The 22986-nt window shown below is 65.6% G+C and carries 31 protein-coding genes; 18 read left to right on the top strand and 13 right to left on the bottom strand.

Annotated features, from left to right (window positions below):
* Positions 1-32: 32 nt before the first annotated feature.
* Positions 33-494 (bottom strand): acyl-CoA thioesterase, encoded by a 462-nt coding sequence (locus tag AOA14_RS07040; RefSeq protein ID WP_062901263.1) that lies wholly within the window; start codon positions 492-494, stop codon positions 33-35.
* 10 nt (positions 495-504) lie between these two features.
* The gene (locus AOA14_RS07035) at positions 505-2331 is read right to left on the bottom strand and encodes an aminopeptidase P family protein (RefSeq protein ID WP_062901262.1); all 1827 of its coding nucleotides are present in this window, start codon (positions 2329-2331) and stop codon (positions 505-507) included.
* Between the two features lie 70 nt (positions 2332-2401).
* Between AOA14_RS07035 and AOA14_RS07030 the strand changes: the two genes are divergently transcribed.
* Both AOA14_RS07030 and AOA14_RS07025 read left to right on the top strand, forming a co-directional pair.
* Positions 2402-4558, top strand: coding sequence for a S9 family peptidase (locus AOA14_RS07030; protein ID WP_238929744.1), 2157 nt, complete (start codon positions 2402-2404; stop codon positions 4556-4558).
* Positions 4559-4566: 8 nt separating this feature from the next.
* Positions 4567-5004, top strand: a complete 438-nt coding sequence (locus AOA14_RS07025; RefSeq protein WP_062901261.1) for a DUF4279 domain-containing protein — start codon at positions 4567-4569, stop codon at positions 5002-5004.
* On the opposite strand, the gene AOA14_RS07020 is transcribed toward AOA14_RS07025, so the two are convergent.
* The 6 genes from AOA14_RS07020 to AOA14_RS06995 form a co-directional block, all read right to left on the bottom strand.
* Positions 4986-5600: an HAD family hydrolase gene (locus AOA14_RS07020; RefSeq protein ID WP_062901260.1), complete on the bottom strand. Its 615-nt coding sequence runs from the start codon at positions 5598-5600 to the stop codon at positions 4986-4988. The genes AOA14_RS07025 and AOA14_RS07020 overlap by 19 nt on opposite strands.
* A 94-nt stretch (positions 5601-5694) precedes the next feature.
* Positions 5695-5820 (bottom strand): type B 50S ribosomal protein L36, encoded by a 126-nt coding sequence (gene ykgO, locus AOA14_RS07015; RefSeq protein WP_003046794.1) that lies wholly within the window; start codon positions 5818-5820, stop codon positions 5695-5697.
* Between the two features lie 184 nt (positions 5821-6004).
* A complete protein-coding gene (rpoN, locus tag AOA14_RS07010; protein WP_062901259.1) occupies positions 6005-7459 on the bottom strand; it encodes an RNA polymerase factor sigma-54 in 1455 nt (484 codons plus the stop codon).
* A 14-nt stretch (positions 7460-7473) separates the two neighbouring features.
* Complete coding sequence (lptB, locus tag AOA14_RS07005) at positions 7474-8286, bottom strand: LPS export ABC transporter ATP-binding protein (protein ID WP_062901258.1); 813 nt, start codon at positions 8284-8286, stop codon at positions 7474-7476.
* Positions 8287-8393: 107 nt separating this feature from the next.
* The gene (gene pgmG / locus AOA14_RS07000) at positions 8394-9788 is read right to left on the bottom strand and encodes a phosphoglucomutase/phosphomannomutase PgmG (protein WP_062901257.1); all 1395 of its coding nucleotides are present in this window, start codon (positions 9786-9788) and stop codon (positions 8394-8396) included.
* Between the two features lie 25 nt (positions 9789-9813).
* On the bottom strand, positions 9814-10623 hold the full coding sequence (locus AOA14_RS06995; protein WP_062901256.1) for a division plane positioning ATPase MipZ: 810 nt from the start codon (positions 10621-10623) through the stop codon (positions 9814-9816).
* Between the two features lie 84 nt (positions 10624-10707).
* Between AOA14_RS06995 and panC the strand changes: the two genes are divergently transcribed.
* Positions 10708-11547 carry a pantoate--beta-alanine ligase gene (gene panC, locus AOA14_RS06990; RefSeq protein ID WP_062901255.1) on the top strand — a complete coding sequence of 280 codons (840 nt, stop codon included), beginning with the start codon at positions 10708-10710 and terminating at the stop codon, positions 11545-11547.
* Between the two features lie 142 nt (positions 11548-11689).
* The gene (locus AOA14_RS06985; protein WP_062901254.1) at positions 11690-12004 is read left to right on the top strand and encodes a sel1 repeat family protein; all 315 of its coding nucleotides are present in this window, start codon (positions 11690-11692) and stop codon (positions 12002-12004) included.
* A gap of 4 nt (positions 12005-12008) precedes the next feature.
* Here AOA14_RS06985 and AOA14_RS06980 read toward each other — a convergent pair whose 3' ends face one another.
* The 4 genes from AOA14_RS06980 to AOA14_RS06965 are packed head-to-tail and all read right to left on the bottom strand — an operon-like array spanning position 12009 to position 14569.
* A complete protein-coding gene (locus AOA14_RS06980) occupies positions 12009-13157 on the bottom strand; it encodes a GNAT family N-acetyltransferase (RefSeq protein ID WP_062901253.1) in 1149 nt (382 codons plus the stop codon).
* A gap of 7 nt (positions 13158-13164) precedes the next feature.
* Positions 13165-13629: a RidA family protein gene (locus AOA14_RS06975; protein WP_003046743.1), complete on the bottom strand. Its 465-nt coding sequence runs from the start codon at positions 13627-13629 to the stop codon at positions 13165-13167.
* A gap of 29 nt (positions 13630-13658) precedes the next feature.
* Positions 13659-14300: an HAD family hydrolase gene (locus tag AOA14_RS06970; protein ID WP_062901252.1), complete on the bottom strand. Its 642-nt coding sequence runs from the start codon at positions 14298-14300 to the stop codon at positions 13659-13661.
* Positions 14297-14569 (bottom strand): DUF3572 family protein, encoded by a 273-nt coding sequence (locus AOA14_RS06965; RefSeq protein WP_082819850.1) that lies wholly within the window; start codon positions 14567-14569, stop codon positions 14297-14299. Before AOA14_RS06965 ends, AOA14_RS06970 begins: the two co-directional genes overlap by 4 nt.
* 89 nt (positions 14570-14658) lie before the next feature.
* On the opposite strand from AOA14_RS06965, the gene AOA14_RS06960 reads away from it, so the two are divergent.
* Positions 14659-15021, top strand: a complete 363-nt coding sequence (locus tag AOA14_RS06960) for a response regulator (RefSeq protein ID WP_003046733.1) — start codon at positions 14659-14661, stop codon at positions 15019-15021.
* A gap of 30 nt (positions 15022-15051) precedes the next feature.
* Here the strand turns inward: AOA14_RS06960 and AOA14_RS20110 are convergent, their stop codons facing one another.
* Positions 15052-15393, bottom strand: coding sequence for a magnesium chelatase subunit ChlI family protein (locus AOA14_RS20110; protein ID WP_409372285.1), 342 nt, complete (start codon positions 15391-15393; stop codon positions 15052-15054).
* Between AOA14_RS20110 and AOA14_RS20105 the strand changes: the two genes are divergently transcribed.
* From AOA14_RS20105 to AOA14_RS06895, 13 genes are all read left to right on the top strand, one after another.
* On the top strand, positions 15304-15945 hold the full coding sequence (locus tag AOA14_RS20105; protein WP_062901250.1) for a TetR/AcrR family transcriptional regulator: 642 nt from the start codon (positions 15304-15306) through the stop codon (positions 15943-15945). The two genes, AOA14_RS20110 and AOA14_RS20105, sit on opposite strands and share 90 nt — an antisense overlap.
* A 33-nt stretch (positions 15946-15978) precedes the next feature.
* Positions 15979-16410, top strand: coding sequence for a VOC family protein (locus tag AOA14_RS06950; protein ID WP_062901249.1), 432 nt, complete (start codon positions 15979-15981; stop codon positions 16408-16410).
* A 24-nt stretch (positions 16411-16434) separates the two neighbouring features.
* A complete protein-coding gene (locus tag AOA14_RS06945; protein ID WP_062901248.1) occupies positions 16435-17118 on the top strand; it encodes a glutathione S-transferase family protein in 684 nt (227 codons plus the stop codon).
* Entirely contained in the window at positions 17115-17333 is a 219-nt protein-coding gene (locus AOA14_RS06940; RefSeq protein ID WP_062901247.1) for a DUF4287 domain-containing protein, read from the top strand. The genes AOA14_RS06945 and AOA14_RS06940 overlap by 4 nt, the downstream gene beginning before the upstream one ends.
* 4 nt (positions 17334-17337) lie before the next feature.
* Positions 17338-18006 carry a glutathione S-transferase family protein gene (locus AOA14_RS06935; RefSeq protein ID WP_062901246.1) on the top strand — a complete coding sequence of 223 codons (669 nt, stop codon included), beginning with the start codon at positions 17338-17340 and terminating at the stop codon, positions 18004-18006.
* Positions 18007-18041: 35 nt separating this feature from the next.
* Positions 18042-18761, top strand: a complete 720-nt coding sequence (locus AOA14_RS20430; RefSeq protein ID WP_082819849.1) for a DUF1428 domain-containing protein — start codon at positions 18042-18044, stop codon at positions 18759-18761.
* A gap of 43 nt (positions 18762-18804) precedes the next feature.
* A complete protein-coding gene (locus AOA14_RS06925) occupies positions 18805-19605 on the top strand; it encodes a VOC family protein (protein ID WP_062903049.1) in 801 nt (266 codons plus the stop codon).
* Positions 19606-19628: 23 nt separating this feature from the next.
* Positions 19629-20042 carry a VOC family protein gene (locus AOA14_RS06920; RefSeq protein WP_062901245.1) on the top strand — a complete coding sequence of 138 codons (414 nt, stop codon included), beginning with the start codon at positions 19629-19631 and terminating at the stop codon, positions 20040-20042.
* The gene (locus AOA14_RS06915) at positions 20039-20542 is read left to right on the top strand and encodes a VOC family protein (RefSeq protein WP_062901244.1); all 504 of its coding nucleotides are present in this window, start codon (positions 20039-20041) and stop codon (positions 20540-20542) included. Before AOA14_RS06920 ends, AOA14_RS06915 begins: the two co-directional genes overlap by 4 nt.
* Complete coding sequence (locus AOA14_RS06910) at positions 20529-20984, top strand: hypothetical protein (RefSeq protein WP_062901243.1); 456 nt, start codon at positions 20529-20531, stop codon at positions 20982-20984. Before AOA14_RS06915 ends, AOA14_RS06910 begins: the two co-directional genes overlap by 14 nt.
* Positions 20981-21640 (top strand): glutathione S-transferase family protein, encoded by a 660-nt coding sequence (locus tag AOA14_RS06905; RefSeq protein WP_062901242.1) that lies wholly within the window; start codon positions 20981-20983, stop codon positions 21638-21640. Before AOA14_RS06910 ends, AOA14_RS06905 begins: the two co-directional genes overlap by 4 nt.
* Positions 21641-21745: 105 nt before the next feature.
* Positions 21746-22582 carry a hypothetical protein gene (locus tag AOA14_RS06900; RefSeq protein WP_062901241.1) on the top strand — a complete coding sequence of 279 codons (837 nt, stop codon included), beginning with the start codon at positions 21746-21748 and terminating at the stop codon, positions 22580-22582.
* 92 nt (positions 22583-22674) lie between these two features.
* Positions 22675-22983: a PGPGW domain-containing protein gene (locus tag AOA14_RS06895; protein ID WP_051066415.1), complete on the top strand. Its 309-nt coding sequence runs from the start codon at positions 22675-22677 to the stop codon at positions 22981-22983.
* The last annotated feature ends 3 nt before the right edge of the window (positions 22984-22986 follow it).

Below are 22986 nucleotides of genomic sequence, written 5' to 3'. Positions count from 1 at the left end.
GAATCGGCGACGTTCGGCGCGAACCGCCTACCTCAATCCTGAATGGGCAAGCGGGTTTCGAATCGCCGGACTTCGGCGATAAAGCTCCCCGGAAGCGCCGTCGGCTTGCCCGTATCGAGGTCGAGATGGGCGTAGCTGATCTCGATATCGGTCAGCCGTTCGGCGGCGCGAAATATTGCACAGTGCAGCGTGAAGCTCGTCCGCCCGAAGTGGCTGACGCGCGCCGCGATGGTGATCAACTCATCGAGCCGGGCCGGCGCGTGATAGTCGATTTCGCTATGTACTTCGCGGATATCTGTACCATATTGGTGAAAATAGGGGCCCGGCTGCCCTTCGCCCAGCGCGCGAAAATATTCGGTCACGCCGATGTCGGCGTAGATCAGATAATTGCCGCTGAAGACGATATTCTGGCCGTCGATCTCGTTGAAGCGGACGCGCACATCCTGCTGGACGCGAAAATCGGCGCGCGGGACTGCCCAGTTGGCCCGGTCCATGCCGCGCCTCTCAGGCCGCGAGCGCGGCGACGCCGCGATCGATCGGCGCGCAGGCGGCGGCCAGCCATTCGCGGTCGGCGGCGACCATCCCCGGCGACAGCTTCTCGACCACCTCGGCATGATAGGCGTCGAGCCAGTCCGCCTCGGCGGGCGACAGCATCGCCCCGACGATCAGATTGCGCGCGATCGGGGCGAAGGTGATGGTTTCAAAGCCCAGCATATCCTCCTCGGCCCCCTCGATCCGGACGGGTTCGACCACCACTAGATTCTCGATGCGGATGCCGAAATGGCCCGCCTTGTAATAGCCGGGCTCGTTCGACAGGATCATGCCCGCGTGGAGCGGCTCCTCGGTTCCTGCCTGCCCGCCGGCGGGCTTGGCAATTCGCTGCGGCCCTTCGTGGACCGCCAGATAGGCACCGACGCCGTGGCCGGTGCCATGCGCATAATCGACCCCGTCGGCCCACAGATACTGGCGCGCGAGGATGTCGAGCTGGCTTCCGCGCGTCCCCTTGGGAAAGCGCGCGGTTGCGAGCGCGATATGCCCCTTCAGCACCTGGGTGAAGCGGCGGCGCATTTCGGCACTGGGTTCGCCGATCGCGATGGTGCGCGTGATGTCGGTCGTGCCATCGGCATATTGCCCGCCCGAATCGACGAGATAGAGCGTGCCCGTCTCGATCGCGCGATTGGTCGTTTCATCGACCTTGTAATGCGGCAGCGCGCCGTTGGGACCGGCGGCCGAGATGGTATCGAAGGACAGATCCTTCAAAACGCCGCTTTCGTCGCGAAAGGCGCGCAATTTCGCCGCCGCGCCGAGTTCGTCGAGCCCGCCCTTCGGCGCGACCTCTTCCATCCATTTGAGGAAGCGCGCGACCGCGACGCCGTCGCGGACGTGCGCGGCGCGCGTGCCGGCAAGCTCGGCGCTGTTCTTGATCGCCTTGGGCAGCACCGCCGGGTCGCGGTGGCGCGCGATCTTTGCGCCCGCGCCTTCAAGCGCGGTGAAGATTGCAGCGACCGCGCGGTCGGGATCGACCGCGACACGCTTGCCCGCCAGTGCGGCGAGCGCAGGATCGAAGGCGGCGCGGTCGTGGATGCGCACGCTGTTGCCGAGATGCGCGCGCACCGCGTCGGTAATCTTTTCGGGCGCAACGAACAGGTCGGCGGTGGCGTCATCGTGGAGCAGCGCAAAGGCAAGCCCGACGGGCGTGTGGCTGACGTCTTCGCCGCGGATGTTGAAGGTCCAGGCGATCGAATCGAGCGCGGTCATCACGGTGGTGTCGAGCCCCTGCCCCTTCAGCCAGTCGGCGATCACGCCGCGCTTGTCGGCCGCCGACTGCCCCGCCTGCTCGGTATCATAGACGGCGATCGGCGCGGCGCTCGGCGCCGGCTGGTCATCCCACACTGCGTCGATGGGGTTGCTGTCGACTGCAATCAGGCTGGCGCCCTTTGCGGTCAGCGCCGCCGCAAGGCCACGCGCCCAGTCGATGCCGTGCAACCAGGGGTCATAGCCGATCTTCTGCCCGGCGCTGACATTGGCGCCCAGCCATTCGGCGACGCTCGACTGCGGCACCCCGACATAGTCATAAAGCGATCCGTCGACCTGGTCGCGCACCTGCACCGTATAGCGGCCGTCCACGAACACCGCCGCCTTCGCCGGCAACACTGCGGCGGTTCCGGCCGATCCGCCGAAGCCGGTTAGCCACGCCATGCGCTGTGCATAGGCGCCGACATATTCGCTCAAATGCTCATCGCTGATTGGCACGACAAAGCCGTCGAGGCCCCGGCGCGCGAGTTCGGCGCGCAGGCGGGCGAGGCGGTCTGCATGGTCGGGGGTGGACATGCGCTGTTCCTTGTTTCTACATCGCAGCCAATTCCTGCCCGACCGGGGCGACGCTGCGGGGGTTTTCTTGATGCGCGCTATTTGGATGTTTCTGGCCGCAATTACCACCCCGCTTGTCGCGCCCGGCAGCGCGTTCGCCGAAGAGAAAGAGACGATATTGACCACCAGCCCCGCCGCCCCGGTCGCCGACAGGCGGCCGCACGAAGTCACGCTGCACGGCAAAACGCTGTCCGATCCCTATTTCTGGCTCCGCGACCAGAGCTATCCGGTGATCGATGACGCGGACATCCTCGATTATGTGAAGGCCGAAAACGCCTATTTCGATGCGGCGATGAAGCCGCACGCGAAGCTGGTCGAGACGTTGTTTCAGGAGATGAAGGGGCGCATCAAGGAAGCCGATTCGTCGGTGCCGCAGAAGGACGGCGACTGGCTCTATTGGGTCGAATTTGACGAGGGCGCCGAATATAAGAAATGGTATCGCAAGCCCGCGTCCGGCGCGGGCCAGACCCAGCTGATCCTCGACGAGGTCGCGATGGCGGAGGGCAAGGAATATTTCCGCCTCGCCGAACTGTCGATCAGCCCCGACGGCCGGCTGATGGCCTATTCCTTCGATGAAAATGGCTCCGAACGCTTCGAGGCGCGCATCCGCAATCTCGAAACGGGCGAACAGCTGCCCGACGTTATCCCGGGCACGCTGTCCTCGCTCGTCTGGACGTCGGGGAACGACGCGATCCTCTATGGCCTCGCGAACGAGAATTGGCGCACCGACAATGTCCGGCTGCACAAGCTCGGGACGAGTGTTGCCGACGACAAGCTTCTCTACAAGGAACCCGACATCGGCTTCGGGGTGGGGATCGGCAAGACCGCCGCCGACAATTATATCGTGATCGCGACGGGCGATAACGAGACGAGCGAGGTCTATCTTCTTCCCGCCGATAACCCGGAAGCGCCGATGCAACTGGTGTCGGCGCGCCAGAAGGGCCGCGAGTACAGCGTCGATGAGCGCGACGGCACGCTCTACATCCACACCAATGACGAGCATCCCAACTTCCGCATCGCCACCGCGAGCGTGAAGGATCCGGGCAGGTGGACCACGCTGATCCCCGGATCGGACCATAGTTACATCACCGGCCTGTCGATATTCCGCGACTATTTCGTCATCGAAGCGCGCGAGGACGGGCTCGATCAGGTCGATATCCGCCGCTATAACGCGCCGCTGATCCCCGGCCGGATCAAATTTCCCGAGGCGACCTATGTGGCGGGCCTCGGCGACAATCCCGAATATCATCAGGACAAGCTCCGGCTCGATTATGAATCGATGGTCACGCCCGACACGGTCTACGATTATGATCTGGCGACAGGAACGCTCGAAACGCTGAAGGTGCAGGAAATCCCGTCGGGTTACGATGCAACGCAATATGTAACCGAATGGGTTAATCTTCCGAGCCGCGACGGCAAGACGATGATCCCCGCCTCGCTCGTCTACAAGAAGGGCACCAAGCTCGACGGCAGCGCGCCGATGCATCTCTATGCTTATGGCTCGTACGGCTATCGCGTCCCGCCGGGCTTTTCGACCACGCGGCTCAGCCTCGTCGATCGCGGCATGATCTATGCGATCGCGCATGTCCGCGGCGGCGACGATCTGGGCCGCGGCTGGTATCTCGCGGGCAAGACGACCGAGCGCAAAAACACCTTCAACGATTTCATCGATGTCGCGAGGGGGCTGATCGCGAAAAACTACACCAGCGCCGGCAGGATTTCGGTCGAGGGCCGCTCGGCGGGCGGGCAGGTGATGGGCGTGATCTATAACGAGGCGCCCGAGCTGTGGGGCGCGGTCCTTGCGGGCGTGCCCTTCGTCGACGTGATCAACACGATGGTCGACGAAACGCTGCCGCTGACCCCGGGCGAATGGCCCGAATGGGGCAATCCGGTCACCGACAAGGCCGCGTTTGATTATATGCTGTCGTACAGCCCCTACGACAATGTAACTGCGAAGGCCTATCCGCCGATGCTGGTGTCGGCCGGCCTCAACGACCCGCGCGTGACCTATTGGGAGCCCGCCAAATGGGTCGCCAAGCTCCGCGCGACGCGCTTGGGCGACGCGACGCTGCTGCTGCGCACCAACATGGGCGCGGGCCATGGCGGCAAATCGGGCCGTTGGGGCGCGCTCCACGAAGATGCCGAGGAATATGCCTTCGTGCTGACGCAGCTGGGGGTGGAGAAATAGGGGGGAAGATGGTCGAGCTTAATGAAACCGCAGTCTCGCTAGGTTTCTTTGGCGACGATCTCGATCCGGCCGACATTTCCAACCGGCTTGGAGCAACGCCAACCTTCAGCGTTGCGAAAGGTGCCAAGTGGAAGACGCCCCGGGGCAGTGAGCGCATCGCTCGCACCGGATCTTGGAGGCTGCAGGTACCGAGATCGATTCCCGGTGACTTGCCGGGCCAGGTAGAGGCCATTTTCGCACCGCTGACCCGCGATACGGCCATTTGGCAGGAACTTGCTGCACGCTTTGCTGGGCGCCTCTTCTGCGGCCTCTTCCTTGAAGAGAGAAACGAAAGTTTGCGGATATGTTCCCAGACGTTGGCCGAAATAGCAGATCGCGGCTTGTATCTGGATCTTGATATCTACGCGCCCGAGGGCAGCAAAACCCATCAGGTGGCTGACAAATAGCCCCGCGCCACCAACTCGCGCTCCAGCGTCGCCGCATCGACGAACCGGTGCCCCGCGATGCCGACCGCCTTGGCGCCCGCGATATTGTGCGCGACGTCGTCAATGAAGAGGGCGCCAGCGGGATTGATGCCGAATCGCTCGATCGCAAGGGCGTAGATCTCGGGGTCGGGTTTCATCAGCTTCTCGGTACCCGAGACGATGATATCGCGGAAGCGGTCGAACACCGGCTGGGTCGGGCGGAAGCCTTCCCAGAATTCATGTCCGAAATTGGTGATCGCAAACAGCGGCACCCCCGCCTCGTCAAGCCGCTCGACCAGTTCGAGGCTGCCGGGCATCGGCCCCGGAATCGTCTCGTTGAAGCGCGTCGCATAGGCGTCGATCAGGGGCGCATGCGCCGGATATTCAGCCTTCAGCTCGGGCAGCATGTCGGCGAGCGGCCGGCCCGCATCGTGCTGGAAATGCCACTGCGGCGTGACGACGTGGGTCACAAACCATTCGAGCTCGCCCGCATCGTCGATCAGCTTCGCGAACAGGTAGCGCAAGTCCCAGTCGAACAGGACGCGGCCGACATCGAAAATGACGCTCTGGTGAATCATGGCTGCTCCGGACACGCGAAAGCGCCGCCGGAAGCATCCGACGGCGTTACGCTTACTCGCAAATGCGCGGGGACACGCGGTCCCGGCAAGGCGTTTAGCCCTGGCGCGCCTTGAAGCGGCGGTTGGTCTTGTTGATCACATAGGTGCGGCCACGGCGGCGGATAACGCGGTTATCCCGGTGGCGGTCCTTCAGCGACTTCAGGCTGTTGCGAATCTTCATTGGTCTGTTCCGTAAATCTTGGCGTTGTTACGCGAAGCGGCGCAACTATGGGGAAGCGGGTGAAAAGTCAACCGCCTCCGCCCTTAATTTCGTCATCCCGGACTTGATCCGGAATCCGCTATTCCGGCGCTGTGGGAATGGACCCCGGATCAAGTCCCGGGCGACGAAGAGGGGGCGTAAAATTTCACCCCGCCAGCGCCTTCTGCCGCCGCCGTTGCACCGACGAGCCATAGCCCATCGCCTCGCGATATTTGACCACGGTGCGCCGCGCGATGTCGTGGCCTTCTGCCGACAGCTTCTGTGCGATCGTCTCGTCGGACAGGATCGCCTTGGGGTCTTCGGCCTCGATCATCGCCCTGATCCGGCTCTTGACCGCTTCGGCCGACACCGCGCCGTCGCCCTCGGTCGCCGAAATCCCCGACGAGAAGAAATATTTGAGTTCGAACAGGCCGCGCGCGCAGGAGAGATATTTGTTGCTGGTAACGCGGCTGACGGTCGATTCGTGCATCCCGATTGCCTCGGCGACCTGGCGCAGCGTCAGCGGGCGCATATGCGCGACGCCGTGGAGGAAAAAGCCCTCTTGCTGCTTCACAATCTCGCTCGCGACCTTGACGATCGTGCGTTGACGCTGGTCGAGGGCGCGCACCAGCCAGTTGGCCCCCGCGAGCTGCTCGGATAGCCACGCCTTGCTCTTGGCCGCGGCGTCCTTTGCCAGTTCGGTATAATAGCGGCGATTGACGAGCAGCCGCGGAAGCGTGCCGCTGTTTACCTCGACCGCCCATCCCTTTGCGGTCTGGCGGACATAAAGGTCGGGCACGACCGCCTGCGTCGCGGTGCCGCCGAAGCGCAGACCGGGCTTCGGGTCATAGGCGCGCAATTCGCGGATCATGTCGGCCAGATCCTCGTCATCGACGCCGCAGATGCGCTTGAGCTGGGGGAAGGCGCCCTTCGCCACCAGGTCGAGATGCGCGATCATCGTCGCCATGGCGGGATCGTAGCGGTCGGCCTCGCGCGCCTGGATCGCGATGCATTCGGCAAGGTCGCGCCCGCCGACACCCGAAGGGTCGAAGCTCTGGACGCCCGCAAGCACCGCCTCGACCAGCGCGAGCGGCACGCCGAGCCGCTGCGCCAGCTCGCCGAGATCGGCGCGCAGATAGCCCGCCTCGTCGATCAGCGCGACGATCTGTTCGGCGACCATCGCCTCGATGCCTGAAAAACGTTCACCGACCTGGGCGAGCAGATGGTCGTAAAGCGTGCCGTCGTCGCCCGCGAAGCTGTCGAAATCGATGCCCTCACTATCGCCCGACAGCCCCACCGAATCGCTCGCGCTGTCGTGGTGGAATCGTTCCTCGGCAAAATCGACGTCGAGATCGTCGGCGGTACCCGCTTCGGACGACAGCGCCAGGTCGGTGTCGGCGGGGGGGCCGTCGGACGGCGGCGCTTCGTCGCCGCCTTCGTCATCGCCCGGTTCGCGGTCACCCGGCGTCGCATCGAGCAGCGGATTGCCTTCGAGCGCCTCAGCCAGATAGGCTTCGAGTTCGAGGTTCGACAGCGCGAGCAGCTTGATCGCCTGCTGCAGCTGCGGCGTCATCACCAGCGATTGCGACTGGCGTAAATCGAGGCGTGGACCCAACGCCATCGGCAACTACCGCATCAAAGCGAAAAGCCCTCGCCAAGATACAGGCGGCGGACCTCTGGGTCGGCCACCAGCTCGGCGGGCGATCCGGCAAGCAGCACCTTGCCGTCGTAGATGATGCAGGCGCGGTCGACGAGGTCCAGCGTCTCGCGCACATTATGGTCGGTGATCAGCACGCCGATGCCGCGCGTCTTTAGGTCGGCGACAAGGTCGCGGATATCGCTGATCGAAATGGGGTCGATGCCGGCGAAGGGTTCGTCGAGCAGCATGATCGACGGGTTGGCCGCGAGCGCGCGCGCGATTTCGGCGCGTCGTCGCTCGCCGCCCGACAGCGCCATCGCCGCCGCGCTGCGCAGCCGGGTCAGGCCGAATTCGTCGAGCAGCTCGTCGAGCCGCTGCTGGCGCGCGATCTTGTCGGGCTCGGCGAGTTCGAGCACCGCGGCGATATTCTGTTCGACCGTCATGCCGCGAAAGATCGAGGTTTCCTGCGGCAGATAGCCAAGGCCCAGGATCGCGCGGCGATACATGGGAAGCGCGGTGATGTCGGCGCCGTCAAGCATGATGCGTCCAGCGTCGGGTTTGACCAGCCCCATGATCGAATAGAAGCAGGTCGTCTTGCCCGCGCCATTGGGACCGAGCAGGCCGACGACTTCGCCTTTGGCGACCGACAGCGACACGTCCGACAGGACGGTGCGCTTGTCATAGCTTTTGGCGATCGAAATAACCGCCAGCCCGTTGCCCGCCGCGGCGTCCTGCTGGACGTGCGCGGTATGCTCGGCGACGCCGTGATTGGTGTCGGAAAGCGTGCCGGCGGTGGACTGGTCGGTCATAGGATCTTCGGTTCCGTTCTGGGTTCCTGTCTCTGCCCCCTTGCGCGCGTTACCCCAGCGACGCAGCGAAGGTCAATCTGGCAAGATTTTTGCAGGCAGATGAGCGGTCAATGCGCCGCCTGCGGCCCGCGTACGACTCCCGACGCCGCAAGCTGACCGTCGATCGCGGCCATCAGCCTCGCGAGCGCCGCTTCGTCCTTCGCCTCGGCGCGGGCGACGAGAACGTCCTGCGTGTTCGATGCGCGCAGCAGCCACCAGCCGTCGTCGGTCAGCACGCGCGCGCCGTCGGTGCGGTCGACCGTTGCGCCCGCCGCGGTCAGCCGCGCCAGAACCTCGTCCACAATGGCGAATTTGCGCACCTCGTCGACCTGGAAGCGCAGTTCGGGGGTGTTGACCATCGCGGGCATTTCGCCGCGCAATTGCGTCACGCTCTTGCCGAGCTTCGTCGCCGCCTCGATCAGCCGGACCGCCGCGTAGGGCGCGTCGTCATAGCCGTAATAATGGTCGGCGAAGAAGATATGCCCGCTCATCTCGCCCGCCAGCGGGCTGCCGGTTTCCTTCATCTTCGCCTTGATCAGGCTGTGTCCGGTCTTCCACATCAGCGGCTTGCCGCCGAGTTCGGCGACCCGGTCGAACAGCGCCTGACTGGCCTTCACATCAGCGATCACCGTCGCCCCCGGCCGTTCCTTCAGCACTGCGGCGGCATAGATCTGCAGCAGCTGGTCGCCCCAGATCACCCGGCCTTCGCCGTCGATCGCGCCAATGCGGTCGCCATCTCCGTCGAATGCGACGCCGAAGTCGAGCTTCTTCGCCGCGACGAGCGCCTTCAGGTCGGCAAGGTTCTTTTCCTCGGTGGGATCGGGATGGTGATTCGGAAAATGGCCATCGATATCGGTGTAGAGGAGATGATGTTCGCCGGGCAGGCGCGCGGTGAGCTTTTCGATCACCGTGCCTGCGGCGCCGTTGCCCGCATCCCAGCCGATGCGGAAGGCGCCGCCGGCAAAACCTTCGACCAGCCGGTCGACATAGGCATCGACGATGTCGATGCTCTGCGCCGTGCCTTCTCCCCCCGGGTTGACAGCTTCCCAGTCGCCTTCCGCGGCCATTTCGCCGATCCGCTGGATATCGGCGCCGAAGAAGGGGCGGCCCTGAAACACCATCTTGAAGCCATTATAGTCGGGGGGGTTGTGGCTGCCGGTTATCTGTATACCGCCGTCCACATCTTGGGTTGATGCGGCATAATAGAGCATCGGCGTCGGCCCCAGCCCGACATTGAGCGCGCCGATGCCCGCAGCGTTGATCCCGGCGATCAGCGCGTCGGCGAGCATCGGCGACGACAGCCGTCCGTCATAGCCGACCGCCACCCGCTTGCCGCCGGCACGTGCGATCAGCGTCGCGAAGCTGCGCCCGATGGCATGGGCGTCCGCATCGGACAGCGTGTCGCCGACCACCCCGCGAATGTCATATTCGCGCAGCATCGTCGGGTGGAATCGATGGGTCATGGATGCCTCTCGGGAGGATGGAGGGTCAGGCGACGGCGAACAGGTCGCCGTCGGGGTGGAGCCGTTCGCGCTGCGGCAGGTTCAATCCCGCCATCGCCTCGCGCAATTCCTGCCGCGCGACGACATGGCCGATCCCCATGCCGCCGAGATGCGCCTTGTCGAGCAGGGTGAGGCCGGCCGGGAACAGCTCGCGATAGATCACGCGCTCGCCCAGGCCAGGAATGACGCGAAAGCCGACGCGCCGCGACAATTGGTTCAGCGCTTCGCCGACTCGGCGCATATTGTGCGCGTCGACGTGCTGCAGACGGTTGCGCAGGATGATCCAGTCGATCGTCCGCCCGTCGCTTTTCGCCCGCGCCTTGCGCGTGTCCCAGATCAGTTCGGAGTAGAAGCTGGGTCGGGTGACCTGAAAACTCTCGGGGTCGACCTGACCGATCAGGTCGAAATCGATGAAGCTGTCGTTGATCGGGGTGACGAGCGTATCGGCGGTGGTCGCAAGGTGGCGGGCGAACACATCGTCGCGGCCGGGCGTGTCGGCGACGAAATAATCGACCCCGTCGGCCAGCCGCGCGACCTGTTCGTCGAGTTGCTCGACTGTCGAGCCTTCGAACACCTCGAACTGTGGCATCGGCAGGTCGATCCCGCGGCGCTTGGCGGTGTTGGTGCGGTTTTCGAGATAGCGGTGGAAGGTGCGCTGGCGCGGGTCGAGGTCGATCCCCGCGACGCGCCAGCCCTGGCTCGCCAGCGCGACCGCGAAATGCACCGCGCAGGTCGATTTGCCCGTGCCGCCCTTTTCATTGGCGAAGATGATCCGGTGCGGGGGGGCTTTCGTCATGACCGTTGCGATTTTCCTGTTGGCGCGGCATGGCGGCCGCATGAAGGGCGTATTGGCGCCGCCAATATCGGAGGCAGGGCAAGCGTGCAAATCATCCGTGACATCGCCACGCTCCACCGCGCGGTTGCGGCGCTGAAGCAGGGCGGCAAGAGCGTCGCGCTGGTGCCGACGATGGGCGCGCTGCACGCCGGGCATCTGTCGCTCGTCCGCATGGGTCGCCGCGTGGCCGACCATGTCGTGGTGTCGATCTTCGTCAACCCGACCCAGTTCGGCCCGAACGAGGATTATGCCGCCTATCCGCGCGACGAGGCGCGCGACGCCGCGCTGCTGGTCGAGGAAGGCGTGGCGCTGCTATGGGCGCCCGATGTCGCGACCATGTATCCGGGCGGCCATGCCACGCATATCGAGGTGGCCGAACTCGGCGCCGACTATTGCGGCGCGGCGCGGCCGGGGCATTTCGACGGCGTCGCGACCGTCGTCGCCAAATTGTTCAACCAGGTGCGCCCCGACGTCGCCATCTTCGGCGAAAAGGATTGGCAGCAGCTGGCGATAATCCGCCGCATGGCGCGCGACCTCGATTTCGCGCTCGACATATTCGGCGCGCCGATCGCACGCGATGGCGACGGGCTCGCGCTGTCGTCGCGCAACGCTTATCTGTCGCCCGAACAGCGCGCCGCCGCGGCGGCTTTTCCGGATGCACTCAAGGCCGCGGTGGCGGCAATCGCGGGCGGCGCTGATGTTGCGAAGGCGCTGGCCGATGCCGAGGCGGCAATCGTCGCGGGCGGGTTCGACAGCGTCGATTATGTCGCGCTCGCCGATGCCGAAAGCCTCGAAAGATTGACGATATTCCGCGCGCCGGCACGGCTTCTGGCGGCGGCGCGGATGGGAAAAACGCGCCTGATCGACAATTATGCGGTCGATTGATCAAACGAAAAATTGGCGGATTTCTGTCATTTGCTCCGCCTATGGCCAAAAAAATCACCGCGCCATTAACGCTTTGTTGACCATAAGCCGCAAGGTTTGACCCCGAAGTCTCCATGTGGGGTGGAGGCGACAGGGGGTTATCATGGCTAACAGTCTGAAGTCTGCCCAGTATCTGATCGAAAGCCGGCTGCTCGATGCGGCGCGCGGCGATGCCAATGCCTATTTCGACCTTGGCGTGGCCTTCTCGACCGGCACCGGCGGTGTCGATGTCGATCTGATCCAGGCGCATAAATGGTTTAATCTTGCGGCGCTCGGCGGCAATATCGAAGGCCAGCAGTGCCGCGCCGACGTTTCGGCCGAAATGAGCCGCGACGAGATCGCCGAGGCACAGCGCCAGGCGCGCGCATGGCTCGACGAAACCGCCCGCCGCCCGGCGGCGCGTCGTTACGCCGCCTGATTCCTCAGCCGCTCCGCCGGAACGGCATCTGTCCTTCCAGCCATTGCATTTCGCTTTCCTCGGCCGCCCGTTCGCGTTCCAGAAAGTCCGCGACCGCGCGGCGGAAGCCCGGATCGGCGATGAAATGCGCCGACCAGGTCGCAACGGGGGCATAGCCGCGGGCCAGCTTGTGTCCGCCCTGTGCGCCGGCCTCGACCCGCGCGAGACCGCGCGCGATCGCAAGGTCGATGGCGCGGTAATAGCATAGCTCGAAATGCAGATAGGGAATGTCGATCAGGCATCCCCAATAGCGGCCATAAAGCGTGTCGGCGCCGATCAGGTGCATCGCGCCCGCGACCGGCCGCCCGTCCTGCCACGCGATGCTCAGCAACACCTTGTCGGCCATGCGCGCACCGATCATGTCGAACGCCGCGCGGGTCAGATAGGGATGCCCCCATTTGCGCGCGCCGGTGTCCTGATAAAAGGCCCACATCGCGTCCCAATGTTCGGGGCGGATCGCGTCGCCGCTGACATCCTCGATTCGCAGACCCTGTACCGCGCGCGCGCGTTCCTTGCGAAGCTGCTTGCGCTTTGCCGAGGTCAGCGTGGCGAGGAAATCGTCGAAATCGCGATAGCCGCGATTGGCGAAATGGAACTGGATGTCGCGGCGCAGCAGCCAGCCCGCCGCCTCGAACAGCGGCATCTGGTCGGGCGCAACGAAGGTCGCATGCGCCGACGACAGGTCGTTCTGCCGGACCACCGCCTCGGCCGCGCGCAGCAGCAGCGTCGCATCGTCGGCCTCGGCCGCGAGCAGTCGCGGTCCGGGCACGGGGGTGAAGGGCACCGCGATCTGAAGCTTGGGATAATAAGCGCCCCCGGCGCGCTCCCACGCGTCGGCCCATATATGGTCGAAGACATATTCGCCCTGGCTGTGCGTCTTCAGATAGGCGGGCGCCGCGGCGACGAGTCGGCCCGCACCGTCCTCGACCAGCAAGGGCGCGGGCTGCCATCCGGTCCCCGGCCCAACGCTTCCCGATTCTTCGAGCAGCGCCAGAAAGGCATGACCGACGAAGGGATTGCCGCCGCCCGCCAGCGCGTCCCACGCCGCCGCATCGATCGCGGCGACGCCGGTGCCGAGCGACAGGGTGCGGGTGGGCGGGTCAGCCTCGGCCACGATGGGCTTACGCGGGCTTCACCGCGACGATCGCATCGACTTCGACCGCCGCGCCGAGCGGCAGCACCGACACGCCGACGGCGCTGCGCGCGTGGCGGCCGGCTTCGCCGAACAGCGATTCCATCAGCTCGGACGCGCCGTTCGCGACCTTGGGCTGCTGCGTGAAGGCGGGGTCGCTGTTCACGAACACGCCCAGCTTGACGATCTTTTCGACCCGCGACCAGTCGCCGTCCAGCGCCTTGCCGATCTGGGCGACGAGCATCAGCGCGCAGCGCCGCGCGGCGTCATAGCCGCTTGCCTCGTCGGTGTCGGCGCCCAGCCGCCCGGTCACGACCTGCCCGTCGCGGAAGGGAAGCTGGCCGCTGATATGCAGCAGCCCGCCCGCCTCGACGACGGGGACATAGGCGGCAACCGGCGCGGCGGGTTTGGGAAGCTCGAGGCCGAGGTCGGCGAGCTTGGCGGCAATATCCATGGTGATTCCTTCTGTCTCGATTGGGGGGATTATACGGCTTCCGGCGCCGGGGCCGGAGCCTTTTCGGCAAGCCGCGCCAATATCCAGTCCTGCGCCGCCGCCCAGTCGTCGATACGGGCATGGGCATGGCGCGCGGCGGGTATCTTGTCCGCGATCGCGGGCTCACCGACCATGTGCAGGCGCCACACGTCGGGCGCCTCGATCGCGACCGAATGATGATGGTTCGCGAGATCGTCGATAAATACCGCGACCGGCGGCCGGCGCTCCTCGATCAGCGCGCGCACCGGCTCGCCCTTGCCGCCGCGGCTGCCGATCACCGGTGCGTCGAGGCCAAGGGCCGCAAGCTGCGCCATGCGCGCCGCCTGATGGTCAGGGCCGACATTGGTCAGCACGACGATGTCGGCATGGCGCGCGATTTCGGCCATCGCGGAAAGCGCGCCGGGAATCGGATATTGGCGCGGCATTTCGGTGCGGAAAAAGCCGTCGAGCAGCGGCCAGACCTCGGCCGCTTCCAGCGGCGTGCCGCATTCCTTGCGCTTCAGCGCGCCGGCGAAACTCGTATCTTCCATGCGAAAGATCACGCCATGTTCCTCGTCGACCCACTGCGCGAACGGGACGACCATGTGCATCAGCACCTCGTCGCAATCGGTGATGACGAGCGGGCGGGTCATGGCATTGGTCCTTCCAGTCCTTCGAGGCGGCGCGCGGCAGCGGCCAAGGCTCCGGCGTCTATATCGAGTGCTTCGGCGCAGGCGACAAGGTCGGGTTCGTGCGCGGCAAGAAAGCCGAGGATCGCCGCCAGCGTTGCGCGATCGCCCAGCGCGGCGCGCAGTCCCTCGGGCGACAGGCCGGTCATTCCAAGCAGCCGTTCGGCCCGCGGCTCGTCGGTCAGGATCCAGCCGAGCGCGTGCAGCGCCAGCGCCGCGTCGCCGTCATTCACGCCGAAAATCCTTCCCTGCGAAGCAATTGTGTCGCGCCGCCGATTCGCCTAAACCGGCCGCGGACGCAAGCGGGGAAAGCTTCAACATCATGGGAAAGACCGTTCTGGTCGTCGAGGATAATGAGCTGAACCTGCGCCTGTTCTGCGACCTACTCAACGCCCATGGCTATAGCGCGCACCCGGTGCGCGACGGCCGCGATGCGCTCGCCAAGGCGCGCGAAATAGCGCCCGACCTCATCATCATGGACATCCAGTTGCCCCACGTCAGCGGGCTCGAATTGATCGGCCAGATGAAGGCCGACCTGACGCTGCGCGCGGTACCGATCATGGCCGTCACAGCCTATGCCGGGAAGGGCGACGAGGAACAGATTCGCGCCGCGGGTGCCGAAGCCTATGTCTCGAAACCGATTTCGGTCATCAAATTCATCGAAAGTGTCGGCGCTTTCGCCTGATCCTGGTGTGGTGGCACCTGCCAAGGTAGCTCAGCGATTCGGCGATATGAACCCGGCCGATCGAGTCGGGCCCGCAAGATCGGCGATCGTTCGCTCGAGGCATAGCATGCGGGTGTAGCCGCGCGCTGACAGCCGCATCGCCTCTGTCGCATGCGCCAGCACCGGCCGCCCCGGTTCGCCGGGTGTCGCGACTGCTTCCAGCAGCTCACCCTCGATCGCGGCATTGGTGCCTCGTTCCCGTGCCTCTTTACAACATACCAACCAGTTGGTATGTAGACGTTCATGACCGCGACTCACTCTTCGTCCGACCCGGCTGCGGCCCCTCGCGCACCGCGTGGCAGCGCGCGCGACAGGCTGATCGCCGCCGCGCATCAGGAGGTGCGGCGTCAGGGCTATGCCGCGACCACGGTCGACCAGATCTGCGCCGCCGCCGGCGTGACCAAGGGCGCCTTCTTCCATCATTTCGAATCGAAGGAGGCATTGGCGGTCGCCGCGGCCGAAGCCTGGACCGAACGGGCACGGCCGATGTTCGACATGCTGCCGCATACGAAACTGGACGATCCGCTCGACCGGCTGCTCGGCCATATCGATTTTCGCTTTTCGCTGCTGCACGGCCCGGTCGACGGCTTCACCTGCTTCGTCGGGACGATGGTGCAGGATGCCTATGCCACCAGCGAGCCGATCCGGCTGGCGTGCGAGGCGAGCATCGCCGCCTATTGCGAGGCGCTTGCCCCCGACATCGAAGCCGCGATGCAGGCCTATGGCGCACCCGCGGGGATGAGCGCGCTCGATCTCGCGCGGCATATCCAGTCGGTGCTGCAGGGCGGCTTCGTTCTGGCCAAAACCACCAACGACCCGGCGATTGCCCGGGAAAGTGTCGCGCATCTGACGCGTTATGTCCGCATGCTGTTCGGGCGGACCTGACGAAAAATCCCCCCAGGAAGAGGAGTGCCGCCCATGTCCAAGATGATTTTCGTCAACCTGCCGGTTCGCGACCTCGCGAAATCCATGGCCTTCTATGAAGCGCTCGGCTTCACCAACGAACCGCGCTTCACCGACGAGACTGCGGCGGCGATGGTCTGGTCCGACAGCATTTTCGTGATGCTGCTGACGCACGAAAAGTGGAAAAGCTTCACCGATCGTCCGATCCCGCCGACGAGCGCCAGCGAGGTGTCCCTCGCGCTCGCGATGGAGGACCGCGAGGCGGTCGACGCGATGATAGCCGCCGCCGCGGCGCACGGCGGCACCGCCGACATCAACCCGGTGCAGGATCATGGCTTCATGTACGGCCGAGACCTCCTCGACCCCGACGGCCATGTCTGGGGGCCGTTCTGGATGGACCCCGCCGTCGCGAACGGCGAGGCGGCTGTCCAAGCCGCCGGCGCCTAGGCCGCGCGCGCGAGGAGAGAAGCGATGCCCGTCGATCCCGAAGCGCCGATTATCCTCTCGGTCTTTGAAGCTTCGCCAGACCGCGGGCGCGGTCTGGCGCGCGACATGCCCGTGAGATGGGCACTCGAAGAGGCGGGGCTCGCCTATCGCGTCCGTCCGCTGCCTTTCGCCGCCATGAAGCAGCCGGATCATGTCGCGCGTCAGCCATTCGGTCAGATTCCCGCCTATGAGGAGGACGGCCTCGTCCTGTTCGAATCGGGTGCGATCGTGCTGCATATCGCTACGCGGCATGCCGGCCTGCTGCCCGACGACACCCATGTCCGTGCGCGGGCCATCAGCTGGATGTTCGCGGCGTTGAGCACGGTCGAGCCGCCGATCGTCAACTATGCAATGGCGTCCTTGGTGGAACGCGACAGCGACTGGTACGAACGGCGGCTGCCGATGCTCGTCGATGCGGTCGACGCGCGGCTCGCCGCGCTCGCGATGCGGATAGGCGATGCCGAATGGCTCGAGGGAAATTTCACCGCTGGCGATCTCATGATGATCGCCGTGCTCCGCCGGCTCAAGGCGTCCGGGTTGCTCGATGGGCACCCCCGGCTCGCCGCCTATGTCGCGCGCGGCGAGGCGCGACCAGCCTTTCGGCGCGCCTTCGATGCGCAGTGGGCTCTATTCGCCGATCGGTCCGAAACAGAAGGAGTCTCGTCATGAGCTTTCAGGCCTATCTCGACAATGTCGAGGCCAGGACCGGCAAGTCGGCCGAGGCGCTGCGCGCGCTCGCCATCGAACGCGGCCTTGCCGACGCAGGCGGGCTTGCAGCGGGCGTCAAGGCCGGCGCGGTGGTCGACTGGTTGAAGCAGGATTTCGGGCTCGGCCATGGGCACGCCATGTCGATCGTCGCGTTCATCAAGGGCAAGAGGGAGTAGGGCAATGGGCGTCAAATCCGATGCGGCGATCGAAATCACCGCTTTCGACTGGGTACCCGATTTCGCGCGCGGCTTCGTCCGCGACCTGCGTCCGCGCTGGGCGTGCGAGGAAATGGGCGTCGATTATGCCGAGCGGCTGATCAGCGCGGTCAACCGGCCCGCGGATCATTTTCTCGACCAGCCGTGGGGGCAGGTGCCGGTGCTGCGCGACGGCGATGTCCGCCTGTTCGAAAGCGGCGCAATCCTGCTACATCTCGCCGAAAAGGACGCCGCGCTGCTGCCGCGCGACGCGCAAGGGCGCGCGACGGTGACGAGTTGGCTCTTCGCCGCCTACAACAGCGTCGAACCGCTGATGTTCGAACTGTCGAACATAGAGATTTTCGCGGCGGGCGAGGAATGGGCACGGCTGCGCCGTCCCGGCCTGCTCGAATTCATTCGCACCCGGCTCGGCAAGCTTGCCGAGGCGCTGGGCGACCGGCCGTATCTCGCGGGCGACTTCAGCGTCGCCGATATCGCGATGGCGACGGTGCTGCGCGAAGGCATAGAAGCGGGCGTCGTTGCCGAACATCCTCGGCTCGAAACCTATCTCGCGCGCTGCCTCGATCGCCCCGCCTTCGGCCGTGCGCTCGCGTCGCAGCTCGCAGCCTTCACCGAGGAGCCGAGCGCCGCATGACCTGATCCCCCTGGAAAGAAAAATGGAGAGAGACGATGACCTATGTCGAAGGCTTTGTGCTGGCGGTGCCTGCCAATGCGAAGGACGCCTATCGCGACCATGCCGCCGATGCGGTGGCGCTGTTCAAGGAATTCGGCGTCCGCCGCCATGTCGAATGCTGGGGCGATGACGTCCCCGTCGGCAAGGTCAACGACTTCCGCACCGCGGTGCAGGCAAAGGAAGGCGAGGAGATCGTCTTTTCCTGGTTCGAATATCCCGACCGCGCGGCGCGCGACGCCGCGACCGAAAAGATGATGAGCGATCCGCGCATGCAGGCGATGGGCGCGGCGATGCCCTTCGACGGCCAGCGCATGATCGTCGCGGGCTTCGCCTCGATCGTCGAGGAGGGGCTGGGCGGCCCGATGGGGTATACCGACGGCTTTCTGGTCGCGGTTCCGACCGCCAATCGCGACGCCTATCGCGCGCTCGCCGAAAAGGCCGCGGTCGTCTTTCTCGACCATGGCGCGACGCGCGTCCTCGAATGCTGGGGCGACGATGTGCCCGACGGCAAGGTCACCGACTATCGCCGCGCGGTCCACGCCGGAGCGGACGAAAATATCGTGTTCAACTGGATCGAATGGCCCGACAGGGAAACGCGCGTCGCGGGTTGGGACAAGATCATGGCCGACGATCGCATGCGGCACGACCCGGCCGACCAGTGTTTCGACGGCAAGCGCATGATCTACGGCGGCTTCGCGCCGATTCTCGACGCCTGACCTCAGCGCCTTTCCTTCCCCAGATGTGAAACGGAGAATGATGATGACGAACCCCAAGGGCAGCTTCATCTGGTACGAACTGATGACCGGCGATCCCGACGGCGCGGCGCGCTTCTATGGCGCCGTCGTCGGCTGGACGATTGCGGGCGCCGCCGATCCCGCGGCGCCCGGCGGGGTCGATTATCGCATGATCGGGCGCAGCGACGGCGGCAATGCCGGCGGCATGCTGGCGCTCAATGCCGATATGCTCGCGGGCGGTGCCCGCCCCGGCTGGCTCGGCTATCTCTACACGCCCGACGTCGATGCGGCGGTCGCCGCGATCGTCGCCGACGGCGGCGCGGTCCATATGCCCGCGACCGATCTTCCGGTCGGCCGCATCGCGATGGTCAGCGATCCGCAGGGCGCGCCTTTCTATGTCATGAACCCCGCTCCGCCGCCGGGCATGGAGGGCATGACGAGCGACGTCTTTTCGGTGACGGAAGCGCAGCATGTCCGCTGGAACGAGCTGTCGACCGACGACCCCGACGCCGCGATCGCCTTCTACCGCCGCCACTTCGGCTGGGGGCAGGAGGGCGCGATGGATATGGGCGCGATGGGCAGCTACCGCTTCCTGCAACTCGGCGACATCGGCATCGGCGCGGTCATGCCGCGCATGCCGCAGATGCCGGTATCCGCCTGGACCTATTATATCGGCGTCGACGACATCGACCGCGCGCTGACCGCCGTTGCCGCCGAGGGCGGGCAGCTGCTCAGTGGGCCGCATGAAATCCCCGGCGGCGAATTTTCCGCAACCGGGCTCGACCCGCAGGGCGCCGCCTTCGGCCTCGTCGGCCCGCGCCGCTGAACCCTAAAGAAGGGAGAGAGACGATGGAGAATCAAGGACCGACCGGCGGACTGACCCCGCATATCGCGATCGCCGACAAGCGCGCGAGCGAGGCGATCGAATTTTACAAACAGGCGTTCGGCGCCGTCGAACAGGTGCGCATGCCGGCCGAGGACGGCGTGCGGCTGATGCACGCGCATCTGCTGCTTAACGGATCGTCGCTGATGATGCACGACGATTTCCCCGAATATTCGGGCGAGGCGATGGCCGCGCCGTCGGGCGTGACGCTGCACCTGCAGGTCGACGATGCCGACCGCTGGTACGACCGCGCGATCGCGGCGGGCGCGACGTCGGTGATGGCGCCCGACAACATGTTCTGGGGCGACCGTTACGCGCAGGTGAAGGATCCCTTCGGCCACCTCTGGTCGATCGGCCATCCGCTGAAGGGAGACGAATGATGGGCAAGCCCCCCGTGACGCTGTGCCTCTGGTACGACAAGGCCGCCGAGGAAGCGGCGCAATTTTACGCCGCGACCTTTCCCGACAGCTCGGTCGGACCGGTTCACCGCGCCCCCGGCGATTTTCCCGGCGGCAAGCAGGGCGATGCGCTGACGGTCGAGTTCACCGTTCTGGGCATCCCGTGCGTCGGGCTGAACGGCGGCCCGATCTTTCCGCACAGCGAGGCCTTTTCCTTTCAGGTGTCGACCGAAACGCAGGAAGAAACCGACCGCTATTGGAACGCGATCGTTGGCAATGGTGGCGCTGAAAGCGCGTGCGGATGGTGCAAGGACAAATGGGGCCTCAACTGGCAGATCACCCCGCGCGTTCTGATCGAAGCGACGACGAGCAGCGACAAGGGCGTGGCCAAACGCGCCTTTGATGCGATGATGACGATGAAAAAGATCGACATCGCGGCGATCGAGGCGGCGGTGCGGGGCGACGCCGTTGGCGCGGCGTAACCCCTTCCTCTTCGCCTGGGCGCTCTGCGGCACGCTCGACATCCTCTATGCTGCGGCGTGGAGCGTGCTGGCGGGCAGCGATCCCGGGCGGATGCTGCGCGGCGTCGCCAAGGGCCCCTTTGGCGACGGTGCTGCCGACTGGGGCGCGGCGGGGGCGCTCGCCGGGCTCGTCACCCATTACGCGATCATGGCGGCGATGGTCGGCGTCTGGTTCGCCGCGGCGGCGCGAATCCCCGCGCTGCGCAGGCTGTGGTGGCTCAGCGGCACACTTTACGGTGTCATCCTCTATCTGGTGATGAACGCTATCGTGCTGCCACTGCGTTTCGGAGCCCCGTTTCCGCCTGCCGATCTCGCCCGGGGCGCGATCGCATTGTTTCCGCATATCGCCTTCATCGGCCTGCCGCTCGCTTGGCTGTCGATGGAGCAGGAGAATGACCGATGATCCTATATGGCCACCCCTTTTCCTCCTATACGTGGAAGGCGCAGATCGCCTTTTACGAAAAGGAGGTCGCGCACGAATTTCGGGCGATCGAAACCGCGCCGCCCTTCACCAATTATGACGAACTGCGGGCGCATTGGCCGGTCGGGCAGTTTCCGCTGATCGTCGATGACGGGCGCCCGCTGTTCGAGGCGAGCATCATCGCCGAATATCTCGATCAGCGCTCCGACGCCGGCCCGCGGCTGATTCCCGCCGATCAGCGGGCGGCGCTCGAGGTGCGCTTCCTCGACCGGATATTCGACAATCATTTCCAGGCGCGCTTTCAGGCCGCGGTCGCCGAATATCTGCCCTTCATCACCGAAACGCCCGATCTGGCCCGCGTCGCCCGGGCGCGCGATCAGCTCGAACAGGTCTATGGCTGGCTCGAGGCGCGGCTCGGCGATGGCGACTGGGCGACGCCCTACGGCTTCACGCTGGCCGATTGCGCCGCGGCGCCAGCGCTCTTCTATGCCGACTGGGTGCATCCGATCGATCCCGCCCACGCCAAATTGCGCGCTTACCGCGCGCGCCTGCTCGCGCGGCCGTCGGTGGCGCGCTGCGTCGAGGACGCGCGGCCCTATCGAAGCTATTTCCCCCTCGGCGCCCCCGACCGCGACTGAGCCTCCGCGTTCCGAACTGACTGGGGGCGTCCCGATATGCGGTTAACGCCGCGCTGACGGTGCTGCTTTGCCATTTGGGAACGGCGCGCGCGCGAAGGCGGGTCGATGGTTTCGCCTGTCGCCCCCGCCGCGCTCGCCCGGACGCTTCTCGTCGCGTTGTTCGCGGCGCTGCTCGCCTTCGCGCCGCAGGCGCGGGCGCAGCAACTCGTGACGGTCACGACCACGGTGACGACCACCGTGACATGGATCGATGACAACGCGTCCGACGCCGGGAATGCGGGCGCCCAATTCGCCGACGATGCGGACGAATTCGCGGCTGACGACGACACCGCCGCCCTGCTCGGCGATACTGCGGTTGCCGGCGAGGCCGATCTGGGCGCGACGCGGCGTTATGCGCCCGGCGCCGGGCTGGCGACGCGCGGCCCGACGCAGGCGCGCTTTGGCCCCTTTGCGGTCGTCGACGGTACGACGGCGCGAATGAGCGGCGATGTCGACGGTGCGACACCGCGCCAGTTCGCTGCGATGCTCGCGGCCTTTCCCGGGGTGAGGCGGCTCGAGATGATCGACTGCCCCGGCAGCCTCGATGAAGAGGCCAATCTGATTCTCGCCCGCGCAATTCGCCGGGCGGGTCTGGAAACCGTCGTCCCGAGCGGCGGTTCGGTGCGGTCGGGTGCGGTCGAGCTCTGGCTCGCCGGTTCCACCCGCCGCGCCGCTCCCGACGCCGAATTCGGTGTCCACAGCTGGGCTGACGAATATGGACGCGAGGCAAAGGACTATCCCGCGAGCGATCCGGTTCACGCCGAATATATCGGCCTCTACCGCGAAATGGGCATGGACGACGCCCATGCGCGCGCCTTCTATGCGCTGACCAACGCCACCCCCTTCGATCAGGTGCGCTATCTGACCCGCGACGACATGGCGCGCTTCGTCCCGCTGAACTGAACGCCGATCAATTTAAATCGTTGCCACCGCCTTCGCGGGAACGACGTGTTTTAGTCTTGTAACCCACCCGCCCGCTCCCCACATCGCCCGGCATGGCAAAGCGCGGCTTATACCAGCGATTGCGATCGAACGCGCAGGTGCGCAGCGCGCTCTTCTGTCTCGGTGGGCTGCTGATGATCGTCGCGGTGCTTATCGGCCCGCTGCCCGGCCCCGGCTTCATCATCCTGTTTCCGGTCGGACTGATGCTTGTCTTGCAGAACAGCGCGTGGGCGAAACGCCGCTATGTCCGCTTCAAGCGGCGCCATCCGCGCTATGGCGCCTGGACCGACCGTGTCATGCGCCGGGTCAGCGCCGCGCGCCGCCGCGCCCGCGCCGCGCTTGAGGCGCTCGATGCGGATTGATCG

Origin of the sequence: Sphingopyxis terrae subsp. terrae NBRC 15098 (assembly GCF_001610975.1) — a bacterium.
Lineage (GTDB): Bacteria > Pseudomonadota > Alphaproteobacteria > Sphingomonadales > Sphingomonadaceae > Sphingopyxis > Sphingopyxis terrae_A.
Note: the sequence above shows the minus strand (reverse complement) of the source record. Positions and strands in the feature narration are given on the sequence as shown.